Source organism: Stutzerimonas sp. KH-1 (assembly GCF_054483855.1).
Window position 1 is genome coordinate 2,831,725 of the sequence record NZ_CM137011.1, and the last position, 26,191, is coordinate 2,857,915.

A 26,191-nucleotide genomic window follows, 5' to 3' on the forward strand; every position below is an offset into this window, starting at 1 on the left:
ACTCCGCGATTCGTTCCGATGGCTGGGACCGGCCCCGCCAGTGCGGCGGGGCTCCAGGGTCAGCGTGCTGCCCAGGCGTTGAAACGCTGTTCGAGCTGTTCGCCGTAGTCGGCCCAGAAGGTCACGTCCATCGCCACCTGGTCGGCAATGTTCTCCGGCGCGGTGGGCATCTGCGCCAGGCGCTTTTCATCCAGCAGCGACACGGCCTGGGTGTTCGCCGGGCCATAGGCGATGTTCTCGGCATAGGCCTTCTGCTGCTGCGGCTCGACGGTGAAGGCGATGAACTTGCGTGCCTGCTCCTGACTCTTGGCACCCTTTGGGATGGCCCAGGAATCGAAGTCGTAGATGCCGCCGTTCCAGACGATCTGCAGGTTGCTCTCGTTCTGCACGGCAGCGATGCGGCCGTTGTAGGCGCTGCTCATCACCACGTCGCCGGAGGCGAGGAACTGCGGCGGCTGCGCGCCGGCTTCCCACCACTGGATATGCGGCTTGAGCTGATCGAGCTTCCTGAAGGCGCGGTTCTGGCCGTCCTTGGTGGCCAGCACCTGATAGACCTCCTTGGCCGGCACACCATCGGCCATCAGCGCAAATTCCAGGGTGTACTTGGCACCCTTGCGCAGGCCGCGCTTGCCGGGGAATTTCTCGGTATCCCAGAAATCCGCCCAGCTGGCCGGCGCGCTTTTCAGCTTGTCGGCGTTGTAGGCCAGCACCGTCGACCAGACGAAGAAGCCCACACCGCAGGGCTGGATCGCGCCTTCAACGAAGTCGTCCGGATTGCCGACGATGGCCGGGTCGAGCTCCTCGAACAGCCCTTCGTCGCAACCACGGGACAGCTCCGGCGACTCCACTTCCACCAGGTTCCACGACACGCTGTTGGTGTCGACCATCGCCTTGACCTTGGCCATTTCGCCGTTGTATTCGCCGGCGACGATGCGGCCGTGACCGGCGGCTTCCCAGGGCTGATAGAAGGCCTTGACCTGGGCCTGCTTGTTGGCGCCGCCGAAGCTCACCGCGGTGAGGCTGTTGGCAGTGGCTTGACCGGCGCAGACGAGCCCGAGCGCCAGCGCGGACAGTTTCAGGTAGTTGCTCATGACAGTTCGCTCCTTGATGCAGTTGTTTGGGTTTCTTGTTCGCTTCGCTTCAAGCCGCCTGCAGTGGATCGAGCGCGCGAACGTGCTCGACATGCCAGCCGATCGGCACCACGTCACCGACCCGCAGGGCGCTGTCGAACTCGGCGATCGGCTGCTTGACGAAGAAGTCGTTGACCCCGCATACCTCGAGACGGATACGGATGTGGTCGCCCAGGTAGATGAACTCGGCAACGCGCCCGGTGAAGCGGTTCGGGCAGTTGGCACTGGCGCCGTTGAGCAGCACCCGCTCCGGGCGGATCGACAGGCTGACCGGCGACCCCGTCGCGCCGACGTTGACGGCCAGCGCCTCGACGGTCTCGCCGCGGCCGAGCTTGACCGTGCAGCTATCGCCACGGCGGTCGAGCAGATGCGCCGGCAGGCGGTTGTTCTCGCCAAGGAAGTTGGCGACGAAGGTGTTCACCGGCTTTTCGTACAGGGTGCGCGGGTCTTCGATCTGCTGGATCTGGCCCTGATGGAACACCGCCACCCGATCGGACATGGTCAGCGCCTCGCCCTGGTCGTGGGTGACGTACACCACGGTGACGCCGAGGCGCTCGTGCAGGTGCTTGATCTCCATCTGCATCTGCTCGCGCAGCTGCTTGTCCAGCGCGCCCAGCGGTTCGTCCATCAGCACCAGCTGCGGCTCGAACACCAGCGCGCGGGCGAGCGCCACGCGCTGCTGCTGGCCACCGGAAAGCTGCGCCGGATAGCGGTTGCGAAAGCCCTCCAGCTGGACCATCGCCAGCGCGCGCTTGACCCGCTCCTTGATGTCCGGCTTGGCCATGCCGCGCACGCTGAGCGGGAACGCCAGGTTTTCCGACACGGTCATGTGCGGGAACAGCGCGTAGTTCTGAAACACCATGCCCATGTCGCGCTTGTGCGGCGGCACGTTGTTGATCGCCCGGCCATTGAGGAGAATCTCCCCCGCGGTGGGCGTCTCGAAACCGGCCAGCATCATCAGGCTGGTGGTCTTGCCCGAGCCGGACGGCCCGAGCAGGGTGAGGAATTCGCCGCGGCGGATATCCAGGTTCAGATCCCTGACGATCAGCGACTCGCCGTCATAACTCTTCTGGACGCCGCGAAAGCTCACCAGGATATCGTTCGTCGTTGACTCGACCATGCTGCTGCACCTGCCTAACCGTTGAACCGTGGCCACAGCGTAGAAGCGCAGCGGCGGCGGAAAAATCGGTGCAGCGGAGCGATTGCCCTAGGCGTGCAGGAGAGTCGCGTGTAGGGAACGCCCTACAGACGGGTCGGCGGGCGGGAGCTCAGACCAGCTTGTGCTCCATGGCGTAGCGCACCAGGTCGGCCACGGAATGCGCGGCCAGCTTCTGCATCAGGCGGGCCTTGTGGGTGCTGATTGTCTTGCTGCTCAGGGCCAGCTTGCCGGCGATGTCGTTTACCGAATCGCCCTGCACCAGGCGTTCGAACACCGAGTACTCGCGCTCGGAAAGCAATGCATGGGGCGGCCGCGAATCGGTCAGACCGACCTCGAAGACCATGCGGTCGGCCAGTGCCGGATCGATGTAGCGCCCGCCACCGGCCACCTTGCGCAAGGCAGTCAGCAGCAGCGCCGGCTCGCTGTCCTTGGTCGCGTAGCCGGCGGCACCTATCTTCAGTGCCCGCGCCGCCATCTGCGCTTCGTCGTGCATCGACAGCACCAGCACAGCCGGCGGCTGGCTCAGCGCGCGAATCCGTGGGATCGCCTCGAGGCCGTTGACGCCGGGCATGGAAAGGTCCAGCAGCACCACGTCGCAGCTGACCTGGCGCAGCTGGTCGAGCAGCTGCTGGCCGTTGGCGGCCTCGCCGACCACCTGCATGTCGCGCGCCATACCGATCAACTGTTTGATGCCCTCACGGACGATGGTGTGATCCTCGGCGACCATGACCCTGATCATGACGGCAGTGCTCCAGTGCTTGCAGGTGAAGGAAGTGGCAGGGGGTCCAGCGGGACCCGCGCCGTGATGGTAGTGCCCTCGCCGGGCTGGCTGTCGATGCAGAGCTGGCCGCCGAGCATCTGGATGCGCTCGCGCATGCCCACCAGGCCGAACGAGCTGCCCGCGCTGCGCGCCGCGTCGGCGAAGCCACAGCCGTCATCGCTGACACGCAGGCAGAGCAGGTCGCCCTCGAGCTGCAGCTGCACGCTGACCGTTTGTGCGCGGGCATGGCGCATCACGTTGGTCAATGACTCCTGAAGGATACGGAACAGGCCGATGGCCTTGGCATTGCCCAGCGCGGGCGGACACTCGGGCACCTCGACCAGGCAGGCCACGCCGCTGCGTTCCTCGAAGCGCCGCGCCTGCCACTCCACCGCAGAAGCAATGCCGGCGTCGAGGATCGGCGGGCGTAGCGCCGTTGCCACGTCGCGCACCCGCTGGAACAGCTGGGCGATCAGCCGCTTCATGCTGTCCAGGCGCTGCGCCAGCGCCGGATCGAGCTCGGCGAAGCCCAGCTCGCACATCGAGGTCTCGAGCTTCAGCACGGTCAGCACCTGGCCCAGCTCGTCATGCACCTCGCGCGCGATGTGCGCCTTCTCCTCCTCGCGCACCGTCTCCAGGTGCGCGGCCAGCTGGCGCAATTGCGCGCGCGAGGCATCCAGCTCCAGCTCGATGCGCTTGTTCTCGGTGATGTCCCAGACGATACCGTCCCACACCTGGCGGCCATCCGGCTGGCCGCGCACGGAGGCGCGGATATCGGCCCAGCGCACCTCGCCATCGCGATTGAGAATGCGCCCCTGCCAGCGCCAGTCCTGGCTTTTCTCCAGCGCCAGCTGCTGGCTGGCCCAGTAGCCGGCCTCGTCATCGGCGTGCACCAGGCTGCGGATGCCCTGCCCCGGCTGCAACAGGCGCTCGGCGGAGTAGCCCACCAGGCGCTGGCTGGCTTCGCTGATATAGGCGACCCGAACCGGCGCCTGCGGCCCGTCGCGCTCCAGGCGAAACACCAAGCCCGGCACGTTGCCCGCCATGGCCTTCAGGCGCGCCTCGCTCTCCTGCAGTTGGGCGCTGGCGCGGCGGCGCTCGGTGATGTCGGCGAGAAAGACCACCAGGTATTCGCGGCTGCCGAAGCGCAGGAAGCTGTAGGTGACCGCCGCCGGAAAGCGCTGGCCGTCGGCGCGCTGCCACTCGCATTCATGCACCTGGCGGTCGTCTTCGCCCGTGCGCGCGGCCCGCCAACGCGCCAGCCAGGCATCCATGCCCAGCGCCGGGTCGAAGGTTTCCAGCGGCAGGTCGAGCAAGCCACCGGACGAATGCCCGAGCAGCAGTTCGGCGGCCTGATTGGCGTAGCGCACTCGGCTGTCCCAGTTGAGCCAGAGGATGCCGACAGTGCTGTGATCGAGACAGAACTGCGTCAACCGCTGCGCTTCCTCGGCCGCCTCGCGCAGCTCGATGTCACGGCGGGCGGTCTTCAATCGACTTTCCAGCAGGCCGTGCTGGCGCCGTTGCCAGGCCAGCATCAGCAGGCAGGCCAGCAGCAGGACGCCGAGCAGCAGGCTGAGACTGCGCCAGTAACTGACCTCGCGACCGAGGTCGATGCTGCGGGTCTTGAGCCACTGCTCCTGCAGCTGACTGAATTCCCGCGCCGGAAACTGCCGTATCGCCGCCTCGAGCACGGCAGCGAGTTCGGGGCTGTCACGCCGCGAGGCGATACGCAGCAGCTGCGGGTTGCCCAGATCACCAACCACCGCCAGCGAGTCGTACTCCACCTGCTGCGACAGGCGGCCGAACACCGGCTCGTCGATGACGGCATAACTGGCCTTGGCTTCCAGCACCTGACGCAGCGCATCGGCCTGGCTGGTCGCGGTCAGCACGGTGATATTGGGATAGTTGCTGGCGAGGAACTCGGTAATCGGGCCCGGCCCGACGGCGGCAACCAGTTCGCGAGGGTGCAGGTACTCCAGATCGATGGCACGCGGACCGCCACGGTCACCGACGAGCAAGCGCGGAATGCGCAGGAAGGGATCGCTGTAACGCCACAGGCGCAGGCCAGCCGGCGTCTGGCGCAAGCCCGGAGCCACATCGATGAGGCCTTCGCGCGCGGCCTTCTCCAGCGCGTCTTCGTCAGCGAAGCGGCGCCATTGCAGGCGCACGCCGAGGTCATCTGCCAGATGCTCCATCAGCTGCACATGAAAGCCTGACAGGCGCCGCTGGCGCTGGTCATATTCGGCGTAGGGAGCGCCCATCACCACCCCGACGCGCCACTCCGGATGCTGCTCCAGCCAGGCACGACTGTCGTCCTCAAGCGTCACGGCACCGGCGGTAAAAGACAGCACCAGTCCAATGAGAAGAAGGAAACGCAGGGTTAAGGCGAGCATATATTCACGCAATTGATGGGCGTGCCGACACGCTGTTGTAATGCATAACCCCTGCCGGCGCCAGCGTGGTGCCGACACCCATAGCGGAGACAAACCATGCGTCGCTTGCCTGCTCTAGTGCTTTTGTTCGGCGTCGCGCTTGGCGGCGGCGTGCCGTACATGGCCGCGGCGCAGGAACCAGAGACGCCGCAGGAAGCACCGGCGGACGAGCCAGCCGCAACGCCACGTCCATCACCACAAACACGCGGCGCGGCGCTGGCCGAAGGGCTGCAACGACAGCTCGACGCCGCAGCCCAGCTGCAGCTGGGCGACGAGGACAAGTTCCTCGCGCTCTGGCAGCCGGCCAACACTCCAAAGGCCCGTGGCGTGCTCGTCATCGTGCCAAGCGAAGGCGAAACCGCCGATTGGCCACGCGCAGTCGGACCGCTACGACGCGGCCTTCCCGAGCACGGCTGGCACACCCTGAGCCTGACGCCCACGGACTCGACGTTGAGCCCTGGCCCGCGCCCGCCAGTGACCGAAGCCCCGACTGCGGAAGAAAAGTCCGACACGGAGAAAGGCGCCGAGCCTGACGCCAGCGATGCCCAAGCCGCGGCACAAACGACTTCGGCAGGCTACTTGCCCGAGCAGACGGCAGCCACGGACAACGACGACTCGACGCCGCCACAAGCCGAGCAGGACACCCCGCCGCCAACGGATGCCGAGCGCATGCTGGCGCGCCTGCATGCTGCCATCGAGCATGCGCGCACACTGCAGGCGCCCATGATCGTTCTGCTCGGCCATGGCACCGGTGCCTACTGGGCGAGCCAGTACCTGGCGCAGCGTCAGCCAAAGGATGTCGGGCAAATCGTGGTGATCGATCCGCGCGCGCCGTTGCAGGCGGAACAGCCGCTGGAGAGCCTTTTCGCGGCGTTGCCAGTGGGCATTGGCGACTTCTATACCAGTACCCGTGCAGCTGCGAAACAGCAGGCGCTGCAACGACGCAATGCGGCGCGTCGTGCCGGGCATCCGGATTATCGACAGGTCGCCCTGCCGAACCTGGGTGGCGGTCGCGACGCCGATCAGGAGCAGCTGGTGCGCCGGGTGCGCGGCTGGCTCGAGCGCAAGCCGGTGCGCTGACCGGCTCAGCGAAAACCGCGGCGCTCGCGAATCAACGCATAGGCGCTGTGCAGCTCGCGGGTGCGCTCGGTCGCTTCGCGAACTTGCGCCGGGCTCGCTCCCGCGCCAGCCTGCTTGTCCGGGTGATGCTTGCTCAGCAGGCGGCGATACGCCCGTTTGATCAACTGCGGGTCGCTGTCCTGACGCACGCCCAGTAGCTGCAGGGCCTGCTCGTAGGCTCCACCGCGCCCGGCTGGCGCTTCGTTGCGCCGCGCCGCGCCCTGATCGAGCGCCGCCACTTCGGCAGCATTCCAACCCAGCCACTTGCCCCAGAGCAGCACCAGTTCATGCTCACGTGCGCCCATGCTTCCCTGGGCTCGGGCCATGCGCCAACAGGCCTGGATCAGGCGCCGCCCCTCCTCACGCTGCCCACGTAGCCGCTGCAGGGTCACGCGCAAGCCATCGCCGCTGGCCTTGCCGCGATTGAACGCGGCGATGGCCCGCTGCTGCCCCGACGCATCGAGGCTCTGGCGGCGCATCTCCTCGCGTGCCGCCTGGATATGCGCAGGACTGACCCGCCCGCCACTTTTGGCCAGGCGCCCGAGCAGAAAGAACAGCAGCTCATTGCCCTTCAGCGCCGATTTGCCAGCCAGGCGCTCACGCAAGCTGGCCCATGAATCTAGGCCCAGGCGACGATCGACTACCTGCCCCAGCAGACCACCGAGCAGCGCACCAGGGATGCTGGCGAGCAACCAGCCGATCAACAGCCCCAACAGGGTGATGGGCCAGAACATCTCAGCGCCGAGCCTCGAGTATCCGCTCGACATCCGCCAGCCGCTCGTGCGTACCCACGTCCACCCAGGATCCACCGAAACGCTCGCCGCTCACTCGCTCAGCAACCATGGCACGCCGCAGCAGGGGCGCGAGCTTGAACGCACCCGCCTGACAGCCCTCGAACAAGGCCGGATGCAGCACCGAGATGCCGCTGTAGGTCAGCGCCTCGCCCTCCCCTTCGGCTGTCGCGACACGCTCGGCGGCCAGGCGGAAATCGCCGCCGGGGTTGTGAGGCGGATTGTCGACCAACACCAGGTGGGCCAGCCCATCGAGCGGTTTGCGTAGCCGGGCGAAATCGTAGTCGGTCCAGATATCGCCGTTGACCACCAGGAATGGCTCATCGCCAAGCAGGCCCAGAGCCCGGTGGATTCCGCCGCCGGTCTCCAGCGGCTCGCCTTCGGCCGAATAGCGGATCGCCACGCCGAAGCGGCTGCCATCGCCGAGGTAGTCCTCGATCTGCTGGCCGAGCCAGGCATGGTTGATGACGAGTTCGACGAAGCCGGCAGCCGCCAGCGCGCGAACGTGATACTCGATCAGCGGCACGCCGGCGGCGCGCACCAGCGGCTTGGGCGTGTGCAGGGTCAAGGGACGCAGGCGCTCGCCCTTGCCTGCGGCGAGGATCATGGCCTTCATGCCTGCGGCGCCTTTGACAGCTCGGCGATCAGCTGCCGCAACTCGCCCAGCTCCGGCCGCCGCACCAGCACGGCCTCGATATAGGCGAAGAAACGCGGCACATCGGCGAGATAACGGGGCTTGCCGTCGCGATGGCAGATTCGGGCGAAGATGCCGATCACCTTGAGGTGACGTTGCACCCCCATCAGATCGCTGGCGCGCAGGAATTCCTCGAACGACTCGGGCAGCGCCACGCCCGCCGCACGGGCACGGCCCCAATAGGCTTCCAGCCACGCCCGTACCTGCGGCTCGGGCCAGCTGAGGAAGGCGTCCTTGAACAGCGAGGTGATGTCGTAGCTGACCGGGCCGAGCACCGCATCCTGAAAGTCCAGGACGCCAGGGTTGGGCTCACTGATCATCAGGTTGCGCGGCATGTAGTCGCGATGCACCAGAACCCGTGGTTGCGCCAGGGCCGAGTCGATCAGCAGCCGGCAGATGCGCTCCCACGCGCCCTGCTGCGCTTCGCTGAGCGCATGGCCCAGGTGGCGCTGCACGTACCATTCGGGGAACAGCTGCAGCTCACGCCGCAGCAAGGTCTCGTCATAGGCCGGCATCGACTGCGCGACCGGCTGCAGCTGGAACTTGAGCAGCGCCTCGATGGCATCGTCGAACAGCTGATCGGCGTTACCCGCGTCGATCACGTCCAGATAGGTCTGGCGTCCGAGGTCGGTCAGCAGCAGGAAGCCGCGATCCAGATCGGCCGCCAGCACCTGCGGTACATGCACACCGGCTTCGTCCAGCATCTGCGCCACCTTGACGAAGGGACGGCAGTCTTCCTGAGGTGGCGGCGCGTCCATCACGATCAGGCTGCGCTCGCCGCCTTGCCAGCGGAAGTAACGACGAAAACTGGCATCGCTGCTCGCCGCGGTGAGCTCCGCGGTCGGTACTTCGCCCCAGCCGCAACGGGCAAAGAGTTCCGGTAGTTGCTGGTCCAGCCAGGCGCTGAGGTCCAGCAGACGTTGATCTTGATGCGGCATCCAGGGGTCTCCACGGCGCTAGCCGATAGGCGGGTCATGCTTTATTATCCTGCATCTTTCTCAGCCCATCGAGAGGCGTGCGGCCCAGCCGGCCGATGGCTCGCCGCAAGCACGGACCAAAAAACAAGATGGCAGTCAAATACCCCGCGTTTCGTAAAAAATTCCCTCTATTGGTTACTGGCGGTCTGCTTGCATTGCAACCGGTAGCTGTTCCTTTTGTCATCGCCGCCGAACAGTTCGCCTGCCAGCCGGACGCATCCGGTGGCTGGAACTGTGCCTCCAACGCAGCCAGCCCCGCACTGCCACCGCGCCCGACCCATAGCGGCAGCGTCGTGAGCACGACGGGGACAGCCAAGTCAGCCACTGCCAAGACGCAAGAGCCGACCGCCACGACCAAGCTGGTCACCGAGAGCAAGGGCCGCGCGCTGGCCTCGCGCAGCGCCGACTATAGCCATCTGGACTGGGTGCCACGCGATCAGCTGACGCCTGCTCAGCTCGCCGAAACCGGCCCGTACTGCGCAGGCACCTATGTCGAGCCGGACCGTCCAGGCAAATTCGACACCACGCCGATGAGCGAAGCGCCCACCTACGTGTCGGCCAAGGCCACCCGCTACGAGCAGGAGCAGGAGATCGCCACCCTAGCTGGCGATGTGGTCCTGCGCCAGGGCAGCATTCAGGTCGAGGCGGACGAAGCCAGCCTGCACCAGTTGGAGAACCGCGGCGAGCTGACCGGCAACGTGCGCTTTCGCGACCGCGATGCACTGCTGGTCGGCGACCGCGCCGAGATCTTCCTCGACAGCGGCGAAGCCAAGGTGGAGAACGCCGAATACGTGGTGCACTCTGGCAAGGTCCGCGGCAGCGCGCAGTACGCCAAGCGTGAGGAAACCGCAATCATCCGCCTGAAGGACGGCACCTACACCAGCTGCGAGCCGGGCGAGAACAGCTGGCACCTGAAGGGCAACAACGTCACCCTGAACCCGGCTACCGGCTTCGGTTCGGCCACCAACGTGACGCTGCGGGTCAAGGATATTCCGGTGTTCTACACCCCTTATATCCACTTCCCCATCGATGATCGTCGCCAGTCCGGCTTTCTCGCACCGAGCATCGGCTCGTCCAGCGACAACGGCTTCTCGCTGCAGACGCCCTATTACTTCAACTTGGCGCCGAATTTCGACGCCACGTTGTATCCGCATCTGATGACCGACCGCGGCCTGCTGATGGAAGGCGAGTTCCGCTACCTGACGCGCAGCAGCGAGGGCCAGTTCGGCGCCGCCTACCTGGACGACAGCAACGACGACCGCAAGCTGCAGTCCGAGTACGAGGACCAGCGCTGGATGTACAGCTGGCAAAACCGTACTGGTCTGGATTCGCGCTGGCTCGCCGAGGTGGACTACACCGATATCAGCGATCCTTACTACTTCCAGGATCTGGATACCAACCTCAACATCGACCAACCTGATCATCTCGATCAGCGCGGCACACTCTCCTACCGCGGCGACACCTATACCGCGCGCTTGAACATGCACGCCTATGAGCGTGCCACAGTGGCCGACATCACGCCGTACGAGCGCCTGCCGCAGCTGACCCTGGACGGACGCCTGCCCTTCCAGCCGGGCGGCTTGAACTTCGCCTACAAGACCGAGTTCGTCAGCTTCCAACGCAGCCTGCGTGACGGCAACTTCATCAACGAAGATGGCAATCCGGAGCAGTGGTATGACGATCGCCTGCGTGGCCTGACCCGTGCGGAAGGCGAACGCCTGCACCTTGAGCCTGGCGTCAGCCTGCCGCTGAACTGGTCCTGGGGCTTCCTCAAGCCTTCGCTGAAATATGCCTACACCCAATACGACCTGGACCTGGACAGCCGGGGCCAGAGCACACTGGCAAGCTACGAATCGTTCGACAGCAGCCAGAACCGCAGCGTGCCGATTCTCAGCGTTGACAGCGGCCTGTACTTCGACCGCGACACCCAGTGGTTCGGCAAAGACTATCGCCAGACTCTCGAGCCGCGCCTGTTCTATCTCTACGTACCGGAGGAAGATCAGGACGATATCCCGATCTTCGATACCAGCGAGAGCAGCTTCAGTTATTCCTCTCTGTGGCGCGAAAATCGCTTCTCCGGCAAGGATCGCATCGGCGACGCCAATCAGGTTTCGCTCGGTGTCACCAGCCGCTGGGTCGAGCCCAACGGCTTCGAGCGCCAGCGCTTCAGCATCGGCCAGGCATTCTATTTCGAGGACCGCAAGGTACAGCTGCGCGGCATCGACTATCGCGAGCGCGCCAGCGCCACCTCCGACGTGTCGCCGTACGCGCTGGAATACATGTACCGCTACAACCGCGACTGGCGCTTCACCTCGACCTTCAACTGGGATCCGGACAGCCACAGCACCCGCTCCGGCAGCGCCATGTGGCATTACCAGCCGGCCGACAACCCGGGCAAGATCGTCAACCTCGGCTATCGCTATCGCAACGACACCATGCGTTTCGACCAGGCGACCGGCGAATGGACCTATGGCGGCGATTACGGCACGCCAGGCACCCCGGAGTACATCAAGGATTACTACAAGATCAACCAGCACGACTTCTCGGTCATCTGGCCGGTGGTCCCGCAATGGAGCGTCATTGCCCGCTGGCAGCATGACTACAGCCGCAGCCGCACACTGGAAGCCTTCGGTGGCTTCGAGTACGACAGCTGCTGCTGGAAGCTGCGCCTGATCAATCGCTACTGGATCGACTACGACGAGACCAGCCTCAACCCCGAACGCAACGACGAGCCCGACCGCGGCATTTTCCTGCAGATCGTCCTCAAGGGACTCGGCGGCGTAGTCGGCAATGCGACTGAAACTTTCCTCGACGAAGGCATCCAAGGCTACCGTGAACGTGAAGATCAAGCTTTCTGAAGTACTGCGCCCGCTCGCGCTCGGCGCACTGCTGCTGAGCGGTGCGACCCTCGCGCCTGCGGCCCTCGCCCAGGTTCAACCACTGGATCGCGTGGTGGCGATCGTCGATAACGACGTCATCATGCAAAGCCAACTGGATCAGCGCATGCGCGAAGTCCAGCAGACCATCGAAAAGCGCGGCGCCGATGCGCCGCCGACCGACGTCCTGCAGCAGCAGGTGCTTGAGCGCCTGATCACCGAGAACCTGCAGTTGCAGATCGGTGAGCGCTCCGGCATCCGCATCTCCGACGAAGAACTCAACCAGGCCATGGGCACCATCGCCCAGCGCAACAACATGTCACTGGAGCAGTTCCGCGAGGCGCTGACCCGTGATGGCCTGAGCCTGGAAACCGCCCGCGAGCAGATCCGCCGCGAGATGATCATCAGCCGCGTGCGCCAGCGTCGCGTTGCCGAACGCATCCAGGTGTCCAACCAGGAAGTGCAGAACTTCCTCGCCTCGGACCTCGGCAAGCTGCAGCTGTCGGAGGAGTACCACCTCGCCAACATCCTGATTCCGGTTCCGGAATCTGCTGATGCCGCCACCATCCAGGCAGCCGAACGCACTGCAATGGATACCTATCAGCAGCTGCAGCAGGGCGCCGATTTCGCTCGCCTGGCCGTATCCCGCTCGGCCAGCGAGAACGCTCTCGAGGGCGGCGACATGGGCTGGCGCAAAGCGGCTCAGCTGCCACCGCCGTTCGACACCGCGGTTCAGGAGCTGGCGGTCGGCGAAGTGACCCAACCGGTGCGCACGCCGCCAGGCTTCATCATGGTCAAGCTGCTGGACAAGCGTGGTGGCGAAACCCAGGTACGCGACGAAGTGCATGTCCGCCACATCCTGATCAAGCCGAGCGCGATCCGTAGCGAAGAAGAAGCACGCCTGCTGGTGCAGCGCCTGCGTGACCGCATCGAGGCCGGCGAGGATTTCGCCGAGCTGGCCAAGAGCTTCTCCGAAGACCCGGGCTCGGCGCTCAACGGCGGCGACCTGAACTGGATCGACCCGGCTTCTCTGGTACCCGAGTTCCGCGAAGTCATGGCAGATACCGCCAGTGGCGAGTTGTCCCAGGCGTTCAAGTCGCCCTATGGCTGGCACATCCTGGAGGTGCTCGGCCGCCGCGCGACCGACACCAGCGAGCAGTTCCGCGAGCAACAGGCGCTGAGCCTGCTGCGCAACCGCAAGTACGATGAAGAACTGCAGGCCTGGCTGCGCCAGATCCGCGACGAGGCCTACGTCGAGATCAAGCTCTAAACTGCACGCTGCACCTAAGAGCAACAGGAAGGCGGGGTGATGACCGAAGGGTCGCCACCCCGTTTTCATTTCCGGCGGATCACCGCCAGATGCCTAGCGGAGAATTTCGATGTCCACGTCCCGCTCCTTCGTTCTGACCCCCGGCGAACCGGCCGGCATCGGCCCGGATCTGTGCCTGTTGCTGGCACGCCAGGCGCAACCGCAGCCACTGGTAGCCATCGCCAGCCGCGCGCTGCTGGCCGAGCGCGCTGTACAGCTTGGACTGCACATCGAACTGCGCGATGCCGGACCGCAGAACTGGCCAGGCCACCCCGCGCCTGCCAACTGTCTGTACGTATGGGACACACCGCTCGCCACCACAGTGACGGCCGGCCAGCTCGACCCGCGCAATGCCCACTATGTGCTGGAGACGTTGACCCGCGCCGGACGCGGCTGTCTGGACGGCAGTTTCGCCGGCATGATCACCGCCCCCGTGCACAAAGGCGTGATCAACGAAGCCGGTGTCGCCTTCTCCGGGCATACGGAATTTCTCGCGGAGCTGACCCACACCGAACAGGTGGTAATGATGCTCGCCACGCGCGGCCTGCGTGTGGCGCTGGTGACCACCCACCTGCCGCTCAGGGATGTCGCCGATGCGATCACCGCCGAGCGTCTGCAGCGGGTCACGCGCATCCTGCACGCGGACCTGGTGAGCAAGTTCGGTATCGCCCGCCCGCGCATTCTGGTCTGTGGCCTGAATCCCCATGCCGGGGAAGGCGGCCACCTGGGGCGCGAGGAAATCGAAGTCATCGAGCCGACGCTGGCGGGTCTGCGCGAGGAGGGCATCGAGCTGATCGGCCCACTGCCAGCCGACACGTTGTTCACCCCCAAGCACCTCGAACACTGCGATGCAGTGCTGGCGATGTATCACGATCAGGGCCTGCCTGTGCTCAAGTACAAGGGCTTTGGCGCAGCGGTCAACGTCACCCTCGGCCTGCCGATCGTACGCACCTCCGTCGACCACGGCACCGCGCTGGACCTGGCCGGGACCGGCCGCGTCGACATCGGCAGCCTGCAGGTCGCGCTGGAAACGGCCTACCAGATGTCGGGCGCAGCTTAGGAAGCCGGTCCACCCCGGCATCCGTCTCGCAATGGGTGCCGGCCCGGCGACTCAGCTGGTAAGCTTCGCTCCTTTCATTTTTCGCTTTACGCTCTTGCTTGACGCTTGCGGCTTGAAGCCTGGAGCTGCCTTCATGTCCGACTACCAACACCGCGCGCGCAAACGCTTCGGCCAGAACTTCCTGCACGACGCCGGCGTGATCCACCGCATTCTGCGGGCGATCCACGCCAAGCCGGGTGAGCGACTGGTGGAGATCGGTCCCGGGCAGGGTGCCCTCACCGAGGGGTTGCTCGACAGCGGCGCCCATCTGGATGTGGTCGAGCTCGATCTCGACCTGATCCCGATTCTCCAGAGCCGCTTCGCCGAGCGAAGCAATTTCGCCCTGCACCAGGGCGATGCGCTGAAATTCGACTTCGCCCAGCTCAGCCGCGAGCCAGCCAGCCTGCGTATCGTCGGCAACCTGCCCTACAACATTTCCACGCCGTTGATCTTCCACCTGCTCGAGCACGCCGGCCTGATCCGCGACATGCACTTCATGCTGCAAAAGGAAGTGGTCGAGCGGCTGGCCGCGCAACCTGGCGGCGGTGATTGGGGGCGGCTGTCGATCATGGTGCAGTATCACTGCCGGGTGGAGCATCTGTTCAACGTCGGCCCGGGTGCCTTCAACCCGGCACCGAAGGTCGATTCGGCGATCGTTCGCCTGGTGCCGCACGAGACGCTGCCTCATCCGGCGCGCGATCACCGCCAGCTCGAGCGCGTCGTTCGCGAGGCGTTCAATCAAAGGCGCAAGACCCTGCGCAACACCCTCAAGGGCCTGCTGGATGGCGAAGCCATCGAGGCAGCGGGCGTAGATGGCAGTCTGCGCCCCGAACAGCTGGACCTGGCGGCCTTCGTCCGCCTTTCCGATCAACTGACCGAGCGCAGCTAGGGCATCCGCCCTGGCGCCTCCCGCGAGCTGACCATGACCGAAGACCCACGCTACCGCATCGACGTCAGCGTCACGCCCCGCTATCTGGCCGCGCAATCCGAGCCGGAACAAAACCGCTATGCCTTTGCCTACACCGTAACCATCGAGAACAAAGGCGAGGTGGCGGCGCAGCTGCTGTCGCGACACTGGATCATCACCGACGGCGACGGCCACGTGCAGGAAGTGCGTGGCGCCGGCGTCATCGGCGAACAACCGTTGATCGCACCGGGCGAGCACCACGTCTACACCAGCGGAACGTTGCTGCCGACCTGTGTCGGCAGCATGCAGGGCAGCTATCAGATGGTGGCCGAGGACGGTCACAGCTTCGATGCCGTCATCGCACCGTTCCGCCTTGCCGTACCCGGAGCATTGCATTGACGACCTATGCCGTCGGCGACCTGCAGGGTTGCCTCGAACCCCTGACCTGCCTTCTGGAGCGGGTCGACTTCAGCCCCTCGCGGGATTGTCTGTGGCTGGCCGGTGATCTGGTCAACCGCGGGCCGCAGTCGCTGGAAGCCCTGCGTTTCGTGCGCGACCTCGAATCCTCCGCGATCACCGTGCTGGGCAACCACGACCTGCACCTGCTGGCGGTGGCCCATAACATCGAGCGCATGCGCAAGTCCGACACCCTGCAGGCGATCCTCGACGCTCCGGATCGCACCGACCTGATCGACTGGTTGCGCCAGCAGAAACTCATTCACTATGACGCCGAACGGCATACCGCCATGGTGCACGCCGGCATCCCGCCGCAGTGGTCGCTGGAAAAGGCCCTGCGTCGCGCCGCCGAGGTTGAGCAGGCGCTGCAGGACGACGCATTGCTGCTGCCCTTCCTCGACGGCATGTATGGCAACCAGCCGGCGAAGTGGAACAAGGAGCTGCACGGAGTGCCGCGCCTGCGCCTGATCACGAACTACTTCACCCGCATGCGCTTCTGCAAGGCCGACGGCACGCTCGACCTGGACGCCAAGGAAGGTGCCGACAGCGCGCCAGCCGGCTACGCGCCCTGGTTCAGTCACGCCAGCCGCAAGACCCGCAACGTCAAGCTGATCTTCGGCCACTGGGCCGCACTGGAAGGCCAGTGCGACGAGCCGAACGTCTTCGCGCTGGACACCGGCTGCGTCTGGGGCAACGCCATGACCCTGATGAACCTCGACAGCGGCGAAATGCATCGCTGCGAATGCGAACACGGGAAACCCGCATGACCGACTTCAAACGCATCCCGCCGGAACAGGCCCACGCCATGCGCAATGCAGGCGCGGTCATCGTCGATATCCGCGACCCGCACAGCTTTGCCAACGGCCATATCAGCGGCTCGCGGCACCTGGACAACCATTCGCTGCCGGACTTCATCGCTGCGGCCGACCTCGACCATCCACTGATCGTTACCTGCTATCACGGCCACTCCAGCCAGAGCGCCGCCGCCTACCTGGTCAACCAAGGCTTCTCCGAGGTCTACAGCCTCGACGGTGGCTTCGAGCTCTGGCGCCATACCTACCCCAGCGACGTCGAGCACGACGAACAACAGTAAAAAATTATTTCGCCTCAACGCCGCGTCATCCGCGGCCCAGACGCTGTTGTCAGCCGAACGGCAGCGCCGAAAACCCCTCGCGCACCTTGACCTTGCCGAATCCGAACTATCCTTGAGTTCAGGCCATCCAAATAAACGAAGCCGGGAAACGGCTGACGGAATTCAGGGTTTCGACCATTAGGTGTTCGGGGGAACTCCACTGGCCGCCACTTCGGCCGTGCTCCAGAGTGCCTGATGACGCGCCTATTCGTGCATCGATCGAGGTGAAGTCATGAGCATTTTCAGCCACTTCCAGCAACGTTTCGAAGCGACCCGCCAGGAGGAATATTCACTCCAGGAATACCTCGATCTGTGCAAGGCGGACCCACGAACCTACGCCAGCGCAGCCGAGCGCCTGCTGATGGCGATCGGCGAGCCCGAACTGGTGGACACTTCCACCGACGCACGACTGTCGCGCATCTTCTCCAACAAGGTGATCCGCCGTTATCCGGCCTTCGAGGATTTCCATGGCATGGAGGAATGCATCGACCAGATCGTCTCCTACTTCCGCCACGCCGCACAGGGCCTGGAAGAGAAGAAGCAGATCCTCTATCTCCTCGGCCCGGTGGGTGGCGGTAAGTCGTCGCTGGCCGAAAAGCTCAAGCAACTGATGGAACGCGTGCCCTTCTACGCCATCAAGGGCTCGCCGGTCTTCGAATCGCCGTTGGGGCTGTTCAACCCGGTGGAGGACGCGCAGATCCTCGAGGAGGACTACGGCATCCCGCCGCGCTACCTGAACTCGATCATGTCGCCCTGGGCCACCAAGCGCCTGCAGGAATTCGGCGGCGACATTTCCAAGTTCCGCGTGGTCAAGCTTTATCCGTCGATCCTCAACCAGATCGCCGTGGCCAAGACCGAGCCGGGTGACGAGAACAACCAGGACATCTCTTCGCTGGTGGGCAAGGTGGATATCCGCAAGCTCGAGGAATTCCCGCAGAACGATGCCGACGCCTACAGCTACTCGGGCGCGCTGTGCCGGGCCAACCAGGGCCTTATGGAATTCGTCGAGATGTTCAAGGCGCCGATCAAAGTCTTGCACCCGCTGCTGACCGCGACTCAGGAGGGCAACTACAACAGCACCGAGGGCCTGGGCGCGATTCCCTACAGCGGCATCCTGCTGGCCCACTCCAACGAGTCGGAGTGGCACAGCTTCCGCAACAACAAGAACAACGAGGCCTTCATCGACCGCATCTACATCGTCAAGGTGCCGTACTGCCTGCGCGTCTCGGATGAGATCAAGATCTACGACAAGCTGCTGGCCAACAGCTCGCTGTCCAGGGCTCATTGCGCGCCGGACACGCTGAAGATGCTCGCGCAGTTCTCGGTGCTGTCGCGCCTGAAGGAGCCAGAGAACTCCAACATCTATTCGAAGATGCGCGTCTATGACGGCGAGAACCTCAAGGACACCGACCCCAAGGCCAAGTCGATCCAGGAATACCGCGATGCCGCTGGCGTCGACGAGGGCATGAACGGACTTTCCACCCGTTTCGCCTTCAAGATTCTTTCCAAAGTGTTCAACTTCGACCCCCACGAGATCGCCGCGAACCCGGTGCACCTGCTCTACGTGCTGGAGCAGCAGATCGAGCAGGAACAGTTCCCCGCCGAGGTGCGCGAGCGCTACCTGCGCTTCATCAAGGAGTACCTGGCGCCGCGCTACATCGAGTTCATCGGCAAAGAGATCCAGACCGCCTACCTCGAGTCGTACAGCGAGTACGGGCAGAACATCTTCGATCGCTACGTGCTGTACGCCGACTTCTGGATTCAGGATCAGGAATACCGCGATCCGGAGACCGGCGAAATCCTCAACCGCGTGGCGCTCAATGAAGAGCTGGAAAAAATCGAGAAGCCAGCCGGCATCAGCAACCCGAAGGATTTCCGCAACGAGATCGTCAACTTCGTGCTGCGCGCCCGCGCCAACAACAACGGCAAGAACCCGTCGTGGCTGTCCTACGAGAAGCTGCGCGTGGTGATCGAGAAGAAGATGTTCTCCAACACCGAGGACCTGCTGCCGGTCATCAGCTTCAACGCCAAGGCCAGCAAGGAAGACCAGAAGAAGCACAACGATTTCGTCGTGCGCATGGTTGAGCGCGGCTATACCGAGAAGCAGGTTCGCCTGCTCTCCGAGTGGTATCTGCGGGTGCGTAAATCGCAGTAAGCGGCTGGAAGCCTGAAGCCGGGAACGGAACGCTCCGCTTCCGACTTCGGGTCTATGCTTTTCAGCCTAGCCCGGAGGGCCTATGAGCTACGTGATCGACCGTCGCCTGAATGGCAAGAACAAAAGCACGGTGAACCGCCAGCGCTTCCTGCAGCGGTACCGTGGGCACATCAAGAAAGCGGTGGAGGAAGCCGTTGGCCGTCGTTCCATCACCGATATGGAACACGGCGAACAGATCAGCATCCCCGGACGCGACATCGATGAGCCGGTACTTCACCACGGCCGCGGCGGACGCCAGACCATCGTCCACCCCGGCAACAAGGAGTTTGTCGCCGGCGAGCGCATTCCAAGGCCGCAGGGTGGCGGCGGTGGGCAAGGCGCAGGCCAGGCCAGCAACAGCGGCGAAGGCATGGATGACTTCGTCTTTCAGATCACCCAGGAGGAATTTCTCGACTTCATGTTCGAGGACCTGGAGCTGCCCAACCTGGTCAAGCGTCACCTTACCGGCACGGACACCTTCAAGACGGTACGCGCCGGCATCGCCAACGAAGGCAACCCGTCGCGCATCAACATCGTCCGCACCCTGCGTTCGGCCCATGCACGCCGCATTGCGCTATCGGGCAGCAGCCGTGCCCAGCTCAGGGCGCTGAAGGCCGAGCTGGAACGGCTGCGCCTGGAGGAGCCGCACAATTTCGGCGACATCAAGGCTGCCGAAGAAGAGATCGAACGGCTCAAGGCGCGCATCAACCGCGTGCCATTTCTGGACACCTTCGATCTCAAGTACAACCTGCTGGTCAAGCATCCCAACCCCAGCTCAAAGGCGGTGATGTTCTGCCTGATGGACGTTTCCGGTTCGATGACCCAGTCCACCAAGGACATCGCCAAGCGCTTCTTCATCCTGTTGTACCTGTTCCTCAAGCGGAACTACGACAAGATCGACGTGGTGTTCATTCGCCACCACACCAGTGCCAAGGAAGTGGACGAGGAAGAGTTCTTCTACTCACGCGAAACCGGCGGCACCATCGTTTCCAGCGCGCTGAAGATGATGCAGGAGATCATGGCCGAGCGTTATCCGGCCAACGAGTGGAACATCTACGCCGCGCAAGCTTCCGACGGCGACAACTGGAACGACGATTCGCCGCTGTGCCGCGATATCCTGATCAACCAGATCATGCCGTTCGTGCAGTACTTCACCTACGTCGAAATCACCCCGCGCGAACACCAGGCGCTCTGGTACGAATACAACCAGGTCGCCGAAGCCTTTTCCGATGCGTTCGCCCAACAGCAACTGGTGAGTGCCGCGGACATCTATCCGGTGTTCCGCGAACTCTTCCAGCGGCGCATGACCAGCTGAGGTGTGCAGCATGAAACGACAGCCCATTTCCACCGGCTCGGAATGGACCTTCGACCTGATCCGGCAATACGACCGCGAGATCGGCCGCATCGCCGAACGCTACGCGCTGGATACCTATCCGAACCAGATCGAGGTGATTACCGCCGAGCAGATGATGGACGCCTATGCGTCGGTGGGCATGCCGCTGGGCTATCACCACTGGTCCTACGGCAAGCAGTTCCTGCATACCGAAAAGCACTACAAGCGTGGCCAGATGGGGCTGGCCTACGAGATCGTGATCAACTCCGACCCCTGCATTGCTTACCTCATGGAAGAGAACACCATGTGCATGCAGGCACTGGTGATTGCCCATGCGAGCTACGGCCACAACAGTTTCTTCAAGGGCAACTACCTGTTCCGCACCTGGACCGACGCCAGCTCGATCATCGACTACCTGGTGTTCGCCAAGCAGTACATCATGCAGTGCGAGGAACGCCACGGCATCGATGCGGTGGAAGACCTGCTCGACTCGTGCCACGCGCTGATGAACTACGGCGTCGACCGCTACAAGCGCCCCTACCCCATCTCTGCCGAGGAAGAACGGCGCCGGCAGAAGGACCGCGAGGAGCATCTGCAGCGGCAGATCAACGATCTCTGGCGAACCATTCCCAAGGGCGCCGACAAGGGCGACGGGCAGGCCGGGAACCAGCGCTTCCCGGCCGAGCCGCAGGAGAACATCCTCTACTTCATCGAGAAGCATGCGCCGCTGCTGGAACCCTGGCAGCGGGAGATCGTGCGCATCGTTCGCAAGATCGCGCAGTACTTCTACCCGCAGCGCCAGACCCAGGTGATGAACGAGGGCTGGGCTACCTTCTGGCACTACACCCTGCTCAATGACCTCTACGACGAAGGACTGGTCACCGACGGCTTCATGATGGAGTTCCTGCAGTCGCACACCAGCGTCATCTACCAGCCCGGCTTCGACAGCCCCTACTACAGCGGCATCAACCCTTACACCCTGGGCTTCGCCATGTACCAGGACATCCGCCGGATCTGCGAGAACCCGACCGAAGAGGACAAGCGCTGGTTCCCGGACATCGCCGGCAGCGACTGGCTGACCACGGTGAAATTCGCCATGAACAACTTCAAGGACGAGAGCTTCATCCTACAATTCCTCTCGCCCAAGGTGATCCGCGACCTGAAGCTGTTCAGCATTCTCGACGACGACCGCAAGGACGAACTGCTGGTGCCGGCGATCCACGACGAAAGTGGCTACCACACCATTCGCGAATTGCTCGCGGCGCAGTACAACCTCGGCAACCGCGAACCCAACGTGCAGGTGTGGAACGTCGATCGCCGCGGTGATCGCTCGCTGACCCTGCGTCACATGCAGCATGACCGCAAGCCGCTGGGCGCATCCACCGACGAGGTACTCAAGCATCTGCACCGGCTGTGGGGGTTCGACGTGCACCTGCAATCGATGCAGGACGACAAGCTGGTCAACACCCATCACATGCCCCCGCGCGCCAGCAACGAGACGGAGACCGACAGCCGCTTCCCCGGCATGAACTTCGCCTGACCGACGTCGCGGGCAACGCCCGCGGCCCCTTCCTCAGCACCAATCTGTGGCCATACGGCCGATATCCTTTATCCTCCGCGCCTACGGAGGTGGTTATGCAGATCTACAAAGTCGGCGGCGCGGTGCGTGATCGTCTGTTGGGGCGCGCGGTCAGTGAAGTGGACTGGGTGGTGGTCGGTGCCACCCCGGAGGTAATGCAGGCCCTGGGCTTTCGCCCGGTGGGCGCAGACTTTCCGGTGTTCCTGCATCCGCAGAGCGGCGAGGAGTACGCCCTGGCGCGTACCGAGCGCAAGAGCGGCCGCGGTTATGGCGGCTTCACCTTCCATGCCAGCCCCGAGGTCACCCTCGAGGAGGATCTGCAGCGACGCGACCTCACCATCAATGCCATTGCCGAAGACGAGCAGGGGCAATTGATCGACCCCTACGGCGGCCAGCGTGATCTGCAGGCCCGACTGCTGCGCCACGTGTCGCCGGCCTTCGCCGAAGACCCGCTGCGAGTGCTGCGCGTGGCGCGCTTCGCCGCGCGTTACGCCGAGCTCGGCTTCCGCATCGCCGACGAAACCCTTGAGCTGATGCGTCAGCTGGCGCGCTCCGGCGAGCTGTCGGCACTCACCGCCGAACGCAGCTGGAAGGAGATCTCCCGCGCCTTGATGGAGCCGCGCCCGGATGTCTTCATTCAGGTACTGCAAGCCTGTCACGCCCTACCGGAGCTGTTCCCCGAACTGGCTGCCAGTTTCGAGGAGCAGAGCGCATATGGCGAAGCATTGCTCGGCGCACTGCGGCGCTGTGCGAAGCACGCCCAGCCACTGCCGGTACGCTGGACCTGCCTGCTGCTCGGCAGCGCCGGACCAGCCGCCAGCCAGGAGGCACGCCTGCAGGCCATCGCCGCCCTGAACCAGCGCTGCAAGGCGCCGCGGGATTGCCAGGAACTGGCGATGCTGTTCGGCCGCTACCATCAGGACGCACTCGATGCGCGCACGCTGCCCGCCGAGGCATTGCTCGACATGCTGCAGCACTTCGATATCTATCGCCGCCCGGAACGCTTCGAGCACTTCATCGCGGCCTGCGAAATGACCGCCCCGGCAGACGGCGCCGCGCAATCCTTACCCCAGGTCGACTACCTGCGGGCGGCGGCGAAAACAGCTCGTGACGTCGCGATCAAACCGCTGCTGGAACAAGGCCACCAGGGCGCCGAACTGGGCAAGGCACTCGCCGCTGCCCGACTCGAGGCGCTGCGGCGGCATTGCCAGCAGAATGCGAATAACGGCTAGTCAGGCACAACGCGGCGGGTGGGCGCGGACCAGCTCCGGGGGCGTGAGCTCCGCGCCGCGCCACTGGAAGGGCACCGGCCAGAGCTGTTGGTCGATGGTCGATTGCGCCCACAGCTCGGCAAAGCTGGCATCCGCGGCGGGATGCCGTACGGTCGGGGCCAGCAGCGCCAGCGGCCAGAGCACGAAGGCGTTCTTGAGAATCTCCGCACGCGGCAGCAGCAAACCGTGGAAATTGCCGACCAGCTCGCCATAGAGCAGCACGTCGATATCCAGTGGCAATCCCTTGCGATCCGGCGCGTAACGCCCGTTGTCCGCCTCGATGAACTTGAGCCGCCGGTCCAGTTCGGTCAGCGGCAGCTCGGTATCGCCGGCGACCACGAGGTTGTAGAAGTTGTCGCCCTTGTAGCCCACCGCCAGGCTTTCGAACACCGGCGAACAACGCATGCTCACCAGCAGCTCGGCCAGCGCATCGAGGCCGGCATGCAGATGGGGCTCACGCTGGACATTGCTGCCCAGGCCGAGCAGCACCGGAGTTAGCGACATCCGCGTTCGATCTCCACGCCCAGCGCACGGGCGCGCGCATTAACGCCGGGCTTGGTGACCCGCAGGCGCAGCCAGAGAATGCCGAACTCGCTCATCAGGCGCTGTGCCAGGCGTTCGGCGAAGGTCTCGACCAGCTCGAAGCGCGCCTCGGCAGCGAACTGATCGATGGCCGCCGCGACCTTGGCATAGTCCAGCGCCTTGTCCAGCTCGTCGTTCCGCGCCGCCGGACGGATGTCCCAGCCCAGCGTCAGGTCCAACTGCAGGCACTGCCGGATGCCGCGCTCCCAATCATAGGCGCCGATCACCGTATCCACTTCCAGGCCTTCGATGAAGACTGTATCCACGCAACGTTCTCCTGCGGCACGACAAGCTCGAAACGCGCCGTTAGACTCAGGGACTCCCTGCCCCGGATGGACTCCATGTTCTGGCTGCTGACCTTGCTCGCGTACCTGATCGGCTCGCTGTCATTCGCCATACTGCTCAGCCGCCTGGCCGGAATACCCGACCCGCGCGCCAGTGGCTCCGGCAACCCCGGCGCCACCAATATGCTTCGTCTGGCCGGCAAGCGTCTGGCGATCTGCACGCTGTTCGGCGATCTGCTCAAGGGCTTGCTGCCCGTCCTGCTGGCCGCCTCGCTGGACATGAGCGTTCAGCAGCAGGCCTGGATCGGTCTGGCGGCGGTATGCGGCCATCTCTATCCGTTGTACTTCCGTTTTCGCGGCGGCAAGGGCGTGGCGACCGCCGCCGGCGCCCTGCTCGCGCTCTACCCGCCGGCCGCGCTGTTGGCCATCGCCGCCTGGCTCCTGGTATTCCGCATGACCCGCACCAGTTCGCTGGCAGCCCTGATCGCCCTGCCGCTCTGCCTGCCGCTGCTGGCCTGGCAGCAGCCCGGTGCGCTGCTGCCGATGAGCCTGTTGGCAACGCTGATAGTCTGGCGTCACCGCAGCAATGTTCGCGATCTGTTCGCTGGCCGGGAAAGGCACTTCTAGGCCGATTCGGTTCAGATCGCCGGCAGCGTCTCCATTGACCAGCGTGGCTGCACGGCGATCGCCGGCCCATCATGCTGGCCCGCCAGCAGGCGTTGACAGCCAGCGTAGGCGATCATTGCGCCGTTGTCGGTGCAGAAACGTGGCCGCGCATAGAACACCTGCCCCTTGAGTTCGGCAAGCATCGTTTCCAGCGACTGACGCAGCGACTGGTTGGCACTGACCCCTCCAGCGATGACCAGCGATTTCAGCCCGGTCTGCTTCAGCGCCCGTCGGCACTTGATGGTCAGCGTCTCCACCACCGCCTGCTGGAAGGCCAGCGCGATGTCGCAGCGAGTCTGCTCGCTGTCGTCGCCGGCATCGCGGCACTGCTGCCAGGTATTGAGCGTGAAGGTCTTCAACCCACTGAAGCTGAAGTCCAGTCCCGGCCGGTCGGTCATCGGGCGCGGGAAGACGAAGCGGCCCGGCGTGCCCTGCTCGGCCAGCCGTGCGATCTCCGGTCCGCCCGGGTAGCGCAGGCCCATGAGCTTGGCGGTCTTGTCGAACGCCTCGCCAGCGGCATCGTCCACCGATTCGCCGAGCAGCTCGTAGCGGCCGATGCCATCCACACGCACCAGCTGCGTATGCCCGCCAGACACCAGCAAGGCGACGAACGGAAACGCCGGAGGCTGCGCTTCGAGCATCGGCGCCAGCAGATGGCCCTCCATATGGTGCACGCCGACCGCCGGCACGCCCCAGGCCAGCGCCAGCGCCTGAGCACAGGACGCACCGACCAGCAGGGCACCGACCAGGCCCGGGCCGGCCGTATAGGCCACCGCGTCGACCTGCCCCGGCTCGCGGCCGGCCTCGGCCAGCACCTGACGGATCAGCGGCAGCATGCGTTTCACGTGATCACGGGAAGCCAGCTCCGGCACCACGCCGCCATAGACGCGATGCAGGTCGATCTGGCTGAATAGCGCGTCGGCCAGCAGGCCCCGCTCGCTGTCATAAAGCGCGACACCCGTTTCGTCGCAGGACGTTTCCAACCCCAGCACCAGCATGGGTTCAACCTTCCGGAAGGCGAATGAAGCCGTGCATATTAATCGTCGGGCCGTCCGACCGACCAGCGCTTTTCGATCAGGGGCTTTGCATTCCGCCATTGGAGCGGGTAACATCCGCAACCCTTAAAACCAGCGTGCTTGCGAGTCATTGCCGAAGCGCGTTGCCACCGGTAATCAAGTGAAGGTAAGTCCTGGATGCCCGCTGTCAAAGTTAAAGAGAATGAACCCTTCGACGTAGCACTGCGTCGCTTCAAGCGCTCCTGCGAAAAAGCCGGCGTTCTGGCCGAAGTCCGTTCGCGCGAGTTCTACGAGAAGCCGACTGCCGAGCGCAAGCGCAAGGCTGCTGCCGCAGTCAAGCGTCACGCCAAGAAAGTGCAGCGCGAGCAGCGCCGTAGCGTCCGCCTGTACTGATCCAGTACAGCTGACGTTGCATCAAACCCGGC

Annotated in this window: 24 protein-coding genes; 14 read left to right on the forward strand and 10 right to left on the reverse strand. The window is 64.5% G+C overall.

Annotated features, from left to right (window positions below; all coding sequences use genetic code 11):
- Positions 1 to 59 precede the first annotated feature (59 nt).
- From ACX1DW_RS13755 to ACX1DW_RS13770, 4 genes are all read right to left on the reverse strand, one after another.
- Positions 60 to 1,091 carry an ABC transporter substrate-binding protein gene (locus tag ACX1DW_RS13755; protein WP_458991705.1) on the reverse strand — a complete coding sequence of 344 codons (1,032 nt, stop codon included), beginning with the start codon at positions 1,089 to 1,091 and terminating at the stop codon, positions 60 to 62.
- 49 nt (positions 1,092 to 1,140) lie between these two features.
- Positions 1,141 to 2,250 carry an ABC transporter ATP-binding protein gene (locus tag ACX1DW_RS13760; RefSeq protein WP_458991706.1) on the reverse strand — a complete coding sequence of 370 codons (1,110 nt, stop codon included), beginning with the start codon at positions 2,248 to 2,250 and terminating at the stop codon, positions 1,141 to 1,143.
- Between the two features lie 148 nt (positions 2,251 to 2,398).
- The gene (locus tag ACX1DW_RS13765) at positions 2,399 to 3,028 is read right to left on the reverse strand and encodes a response regulator (RefSeq protein WP_011911947.1); all 630 of its coding nucleotides are present in this window, start codon (positions 3,026 to 3,028) and stop codon (positions 2,399 to 2,401) included.
- Positions 3,025 to 5,442: a PAS domain-containing sensor histidine kinase gene (locus tag ACX1DW_RS13770; RefSeq protein ID WP_458991707.1), complete on the reverse strand. Its 2,418-nt coding sequence runs from the start codon at positions 5,440 to 5,442 to the stop codon at positions 3,025 to 3,027. The genes ACX1DW_RS13765 and ACX1DW_RS13770 overlap by 4 nt, the downstream gene beginning before the upstream one ends.
- 96 nt (positions 5,443 to 5,538) lie before the next feature.
- Between ACX1DW_RS13770 and ACX1DW_RS13775 the strand changes: the two genes are divergently transcribed.
- A complete protein-coding gene (locus ACX1DW_RS13775; RefSeq protein ID WP_458991708.1) occupies positions 5,539 to 6,561 on the forward strand; it encodes an alpha/beta hydrolase family protein in 1,023 nt (340 codons plus the stop codon).
- 5 nt (positions 6,562 to 6,566) lie between these two features.
- On the opposite strand, the gene ACX1DW_RS13780 is transcribed toward ACX1DW_RS13775, so the two are convergent.
- Genes ACX1DW_RS13780 through ACX1DW_RS13790 form a run of 3 tightly spaced genes read right to left on the reverse strand, consistent with a single transcriptional unit; the run spans position 6,567 to position 9,023 of the window.
- Positions 6,567 to 7,334, reverse strand: a complete 768-nt coding sequence (locus ACX1DW_RS13780; protein ID WP_200600386.1) for a DnaJ domain-containing protein — start codon at positions 7,332 to 7,334, stop codon at positions 6,567 to 6,569.
- Between the two features lies 1 nt (position 7,335).
- Positions 7,336 to 8,007, reverse strand: a complete 672-nt coding sequence (gene murU, locus ACX1DW_RS13785) for an N-acetylmuramate alpha-1-phosphate uridylyltransferase MurU (protein WP_200600388.1) — start codon at positions 8,005 to 8,007, stop codon at positions 7,336 to 7,338.
- Positions 8,004 to 9,023 carry an aminoglycoside phosphotransferase family protein gene (locus ACX1DW_RS13790; RefSeq protein WP_200600390.1) on the reverse strand — a complete coding sequence of 340 codons (1,020 nt, stop codon included), beginning with the start codon at positions 9,021 to 9,023 and terminating at the stop codon, positions 8,004 to 8,006. Before ACX1DW_RS13790 ends, murU begins: the two co-directional genes overlap by 4 nt.
- Positions 9,024 to 9,151: 128 nt before the next feature.
- Between ACX1DW_RS13790 and ACX1DW_RS13795 the strand changes: the two genes are divergently transcribed.
- From ACX1DW_RS13795 to ACX1DW_RS13845, 11 genes are all read left to right on the forward strand, one after another.
- A complete protein-coding gene (locus ACX1DW_RS13795) occupies positions 9,152 to 11,920 on the forward strand; it encodes an LPS-assembly protein LptD (RefSeq protein ID WP_458991709.1) in 2,769 nt (922 codons plus the stop codon).
- Positions 11,901 to 13,208, forward strand: a complete 1,308-nt coding sequence (locus ACX1DW_RS13800) for a peptidylprolyl isomerase (RefSeq protein ID WP_394375460.1) — start codon at positions 11,901 to 11,903, stop codon at positions 13,206 to 13,208. Before ACX1DW_RS13795 ends, ACX1DW_RS13800 begins: the two co-directional genes overlap by 20 nt.
- A 109-nt stretch (positions 13,209 to 13,317) precedes the next feature.
- The gene (gene pdxA, locus ACX1DW_RS13805) at positions 13,318 to 14,307 is read left to right on the forward strand and encodes a 4-hydroxythreonine-4-phosphate dehydrogenase PdxA (protein ID WP_458991710.1); all 990 of its coding nucleotides are present in this window, start codon (positions 13,318 to 13,320) and stop codon (positions 14,305 to 14,307) included.
- A 133-nt stretch (positions 14,308 to 14,440) separates the two neighbouring features.
- Entirely contained in the window at positions 14,441 to 15,235 is a 795-nt protein-coding gene (gene rsmA / locus ACX1DW_RS13810; RefSeq protein ID WP_014595745.1) for a 16S rRNA (adenine(1518)-N(6)/adenine(1519)-N(6))-dimethyltransferase RsmA, read from the forward strand.
- A gap of 33 nt (positions 15,236 to 15,268) precedes the next feature.
- Entirely contained in the window at positions 15,269 to 15,652 is a 384-nt protein-coding gene (gene apaG / locus ACX1DW_RS13815) for a Co2+/Mg2+ efflux protein ApaG (RefSeq protein ID WP_013981676.1), read from the forward strand.
- Positions 15,649 to 16,476 carry a symmetrical bis(5'-nucleosyl)-tetraphosphatase gene (locus tag ACX1DW_RS13820; protein ID WP_014595744.1) on the forward strand — a complete coding sequence of 276 codons (828 nt, stop codon included), beginning with the start codon at positions 15,649 to 15,651 and terminating at the stop codon, positions 16,474 to 16,476. The genes apaG and ACX1DW_RS13820 overlap by 4 nt, the downstream gene beginning before the upstream one ends.
- Positions 16,473 to 16,802 carry a thiosulfate sulfurtransferase GlpE gene (glpE, locus tag ACX1DW_RS13825; protein WP_011911935.1) on the forward strand — a complete coding sequence of 110 codons (330 nt, stop codon included), beginning with the start codon at positions 16,473 to 16,475 and terminating at the stop codon, positions 16,800 to 16,802. Before ACX1DW_RS13820 ends, glpE begins: the two co-directional genes overlap by 4 nt.
- A 271-nt stretch (positions 16,803 to 17,073) precedes the next feature.
- Complete coding sequence (locus tag ACX1DW_RS13830) at positions 17,074 to 18,996, forward strand: PrkA family serine protein kinase (RefSeq protein ID WP_014595743.1); 1,923 nt, start codon at positions 17,074 to 17,076, stop codon at positions 18,994 to 18,996.
- An 82-nt stretch (positions 18,997 to 19,078) separates the two neighbouring features.
- Complete coding sequence (locus tag ACX1DW_RS13835; protein ID WP_011911933.1) at positions 19,079 to 20,350, forward strand: YeaH/YhbH family protein; 1,272 nt, start codon at positions 19,079 to 19,081, stop codon at positions 20,348 to 20,350.
- A gap of 10 nt (positions 20,351 to 20,360) precedes the next feature.
- A complete protein-coding gene (locus tag ACX1DW_RS13840) occupies positions 20,361 to 21,908 on the forward strand; it encodes a SpoVR family protein (RefSeq protein ID WP_019405650.1) in 1,548 nt (515 codons plus the stop codon).
- Between the two features lie 95 nt (positions 21,909 to 22,003).
- On the forward strand, positions 22,004 to 23,179 hold the full coding sequence (locus ACX1DW_RS13845; protein ID WP_458991711.1) for a multifunctional CCA addition/repair protein: 1,176 nt from the start codon (positions 22,004 to 22,006) through the stop codon (positions 23,177 to 23,179).
- Here the strand turns inward: ACX1DW_RS13845 and folK are convergent, their stop codons facing one another.
- Both folK and folB read right to left on the reverse strand, forming a co-directional pair.
- Positions 23,180 to 23,722 (reverse strand): 2-amino-4-hydroxy-6-hydroxymethyldihydropteridine diphosphokinase, encoded by a 543-nt coding sequence (folK, locus tag ACX1DW_RS13850; RefSeq protein WP_014595741.1) that lies wholly within the window; start codon positions 23,720 to 23,722, stop codon positions 23,180 to 23,182.
- Entirely contained in the window at positions 23,713 to 24,066 is a 354-nt protein-coding gene (gene folB / locus ACX1DW_RS13855) for a dihydroneopterin aldolase (RefSeq protein ID WP_013981670.1), read from the reverse strand. Before folB ends, folK begins: the two co-directional genes overlap by 10 nt.
- Before the next feature lie 75 nt (positions 24,067 to 24,141).
- Here folB and plsY point away from each other — a divergent pair, with 75 nt between their 5' ends.
- Positions 24,142 to 24,711 (forward strand): glycerol-3-phosphate 1-O-acyltransferase PlsY, encoded by a 570-nt coding sequence (plsY, locus tag ACX1DW_RS13860; protein WP_043942105.1) that lies wholly within the window; start codon positions 24,142 to 24,144, stop codon positions 24,709 to 24,711.
- Positions 24,712 to 24,722: 11 nt separating this feature from the next.
- Here the strand turns inward: plsY and tsaD are convergent, their stop codons facing one another.
- Positions 24,723 to 25,748: a tRNA (adenosine(37)-N6)-threonylcarbamoyltransferase complex transferase subunit TsaD gene (gene tsaD, locus ACX1DW_RS13865; protein WP_014595739.1), complete on the reverse strand. Its 1,026-nt coding sequence runs from the start codon at positions 25,746 to 25,748 to the stop codon at positions 24,723 to 24,725.
- A 195-nt stretch (positions 25,749 to 25,943) separates the two neighbouring features.
- Between tsaD and rpsU the strand changes: the two genes are divergently transcribed.
- Entirely contained in the window at positions 25,944 to 26,159 is a 216-nt protein-coding gene (gene rpsU / locus ACX1DW_RS13870) for a 30S ribosomal protein S21 (RefSeq protein WP_003290642.1), read from the forward strand.
- Positions 26,160 to 26,191 lie beyond the last annotated feature (32 nt).

What these genes read in the sequence shown, in the direction of transcription:
- ACX1DW_RS13840 (WP_019405650.1), top strand. Translation starts at nt 20,361, where the DNA reads ATGAAACGACAGCCCATTTCCACCGGCTCGGAATGGACCTTCGACCTG.
- ACX1DW_RS13795 (WP_458991709.1), top strand. Translation starts at nt 9,152, where the DNA reads ATGGCAGTCAAATACCCCGCGTTTCGTAAAAAATTCCCTCTATTGGTT.
- tsaD (WP_014595739.1), bottom strand. Translation starts at nt 25,748, where the DNA reads ATGCTGGTGCTGGGGTTGGAAACGTCCTGCGACGAAACGGGTGTCGCG.
- ACX1DW_RS13760 (WP_458991706.1), bottom strand. Translation starts at nt 2,250, where the DNA reads ATGGTCGAGTCAACGACGAACGATATCCTGGTGAGCTTTCGCGGCGTC.
- folK (WP_014595741.1), bottom strand. Translation starts at nt 23,722, where the DNA reads ATGTCGCTAACTCCGGTGCTGCTCGGCCTGGGCAGCAATGTCCAGCGT.
- glpE (WP_011911935.1), top strand. Translation starts at nt 16,473, where the DNA reads ATGACCGACTTCAAACGCATCCCGCCGGAACAGGCCCACGCCATGCGC.
- ACX1DW_RS13830 (WP_014595743.1), top strand. Translation starts at nt 17,074, where the DNA reads ATGAGCATTTTCAGCCACTTCCAGCAACGTTTCGAAGCGACCCGCCAG.
- ACX1DW_RS13835 (WP_011911933.1), top strand. Translation starts at nt 19,079, where the DNA reads ATGAGCTACGTGATCGACCGTCGCCTGAATGGCAAGAACAAAAGCACG.
- ACX1DW_RS13755 (WP_458991705.1), bottom strand. Translation starts at nt 1,091, where the DNA reads ATGAGCAACTACCTGAAACTGTCCGCGCTGGCGCTCGGGCTCGTCTGC.
- ACX1DW_RS13780 (WP_200600386.1), bottom strand. Translation starts at nt 7,334, where the DNA reads ATGTTCTGGCCCATCACCCTGTTGGGGCTGTTGATCGGCTGGTTGCTC.
- pdxA (WP_458991710.1), top strand. Translation starts at nt 13,318, where the DNA reads ATGTCCACGTCCCGCTCCTTCGTTCTGACCCCCGGCGAACCGGCCGGC.
- ACX1DW_RS13770 (WP_458991707.1), bottom strand. Translation starts at nt 5,442, where the DNA reads ATGCTCGCCTTAACCCTGCGTTTCCTTCTTCTCATTGGACTGGTGCTG.
- ACX1DW_RS13775 (WP_458991708.1), top strand. Translation starts at nt 5,539, where the DNA reads ATGCGTCGCTTGCCTGCTCTAGTGCTTTTGTTCGGCGTCGCGCTTGGC.
- murU (WP_200600388.1), bottom strand. Translation starts at nt 8,007, where the DNA reads ATGAAGGCCATGATCCTCGCCGCAGGCAAGGGCGAGCGCCTGCGTCCC.
- apaG (WP_013981676.1), top strand. Translation starts at nt 15,269, where the DNA reads ATGACCGAAGACCCACGCTACCGCATCGACGTCAGCGTCACGCCCCGC.
- ACX1DW_RS13845 (WP_458991711.1), top strand. Translation starts at nt 22,004, where the DNA reads ATGCAGATCTACAAAGTCGGCGGCGCGGTGCGTGATCGTCTGTTGGGG.
- ACX1DW_RS13765 (WP_011911947.1), bottom strand. Translation starts at nt 3,028, where the DNA reads ATGATCAGGGTCATGGTCGCCGAGGATCACACCATCGTCCGTGAGGGC.
- rpsU (WP_003290642.1), top strand. Translation starts at nt 25,944, where the DNA reads ATGCCCGCTGTCAAAGTTAAAGAGAATGAACCCTTCGACGTAGCACTG.
- ACX1DW_RS13790 (WP_200600390.1), bottom strand. Translation starts at nt 9,023, where the DNA reads ATGCCGCATCAAGATCAACGTCTGCTGGACCTCAGCGCCTGGCTGGAC.
- plsY (WP_043942105.1), top strand. Translation starts at nt 24,142, where the DNA reads ATGTTCTGGCTGCTGACCTTGCTCGCGTACCTGATCGGCTCGCTGTCA.
- rsmA (WP_014595745.1), top strand. Translation starts at nt 14,441, where the DNA reads ATGTCCGACTACCAACACCGCGCGCGCAAACGCTTCGGCCAGAACTTC.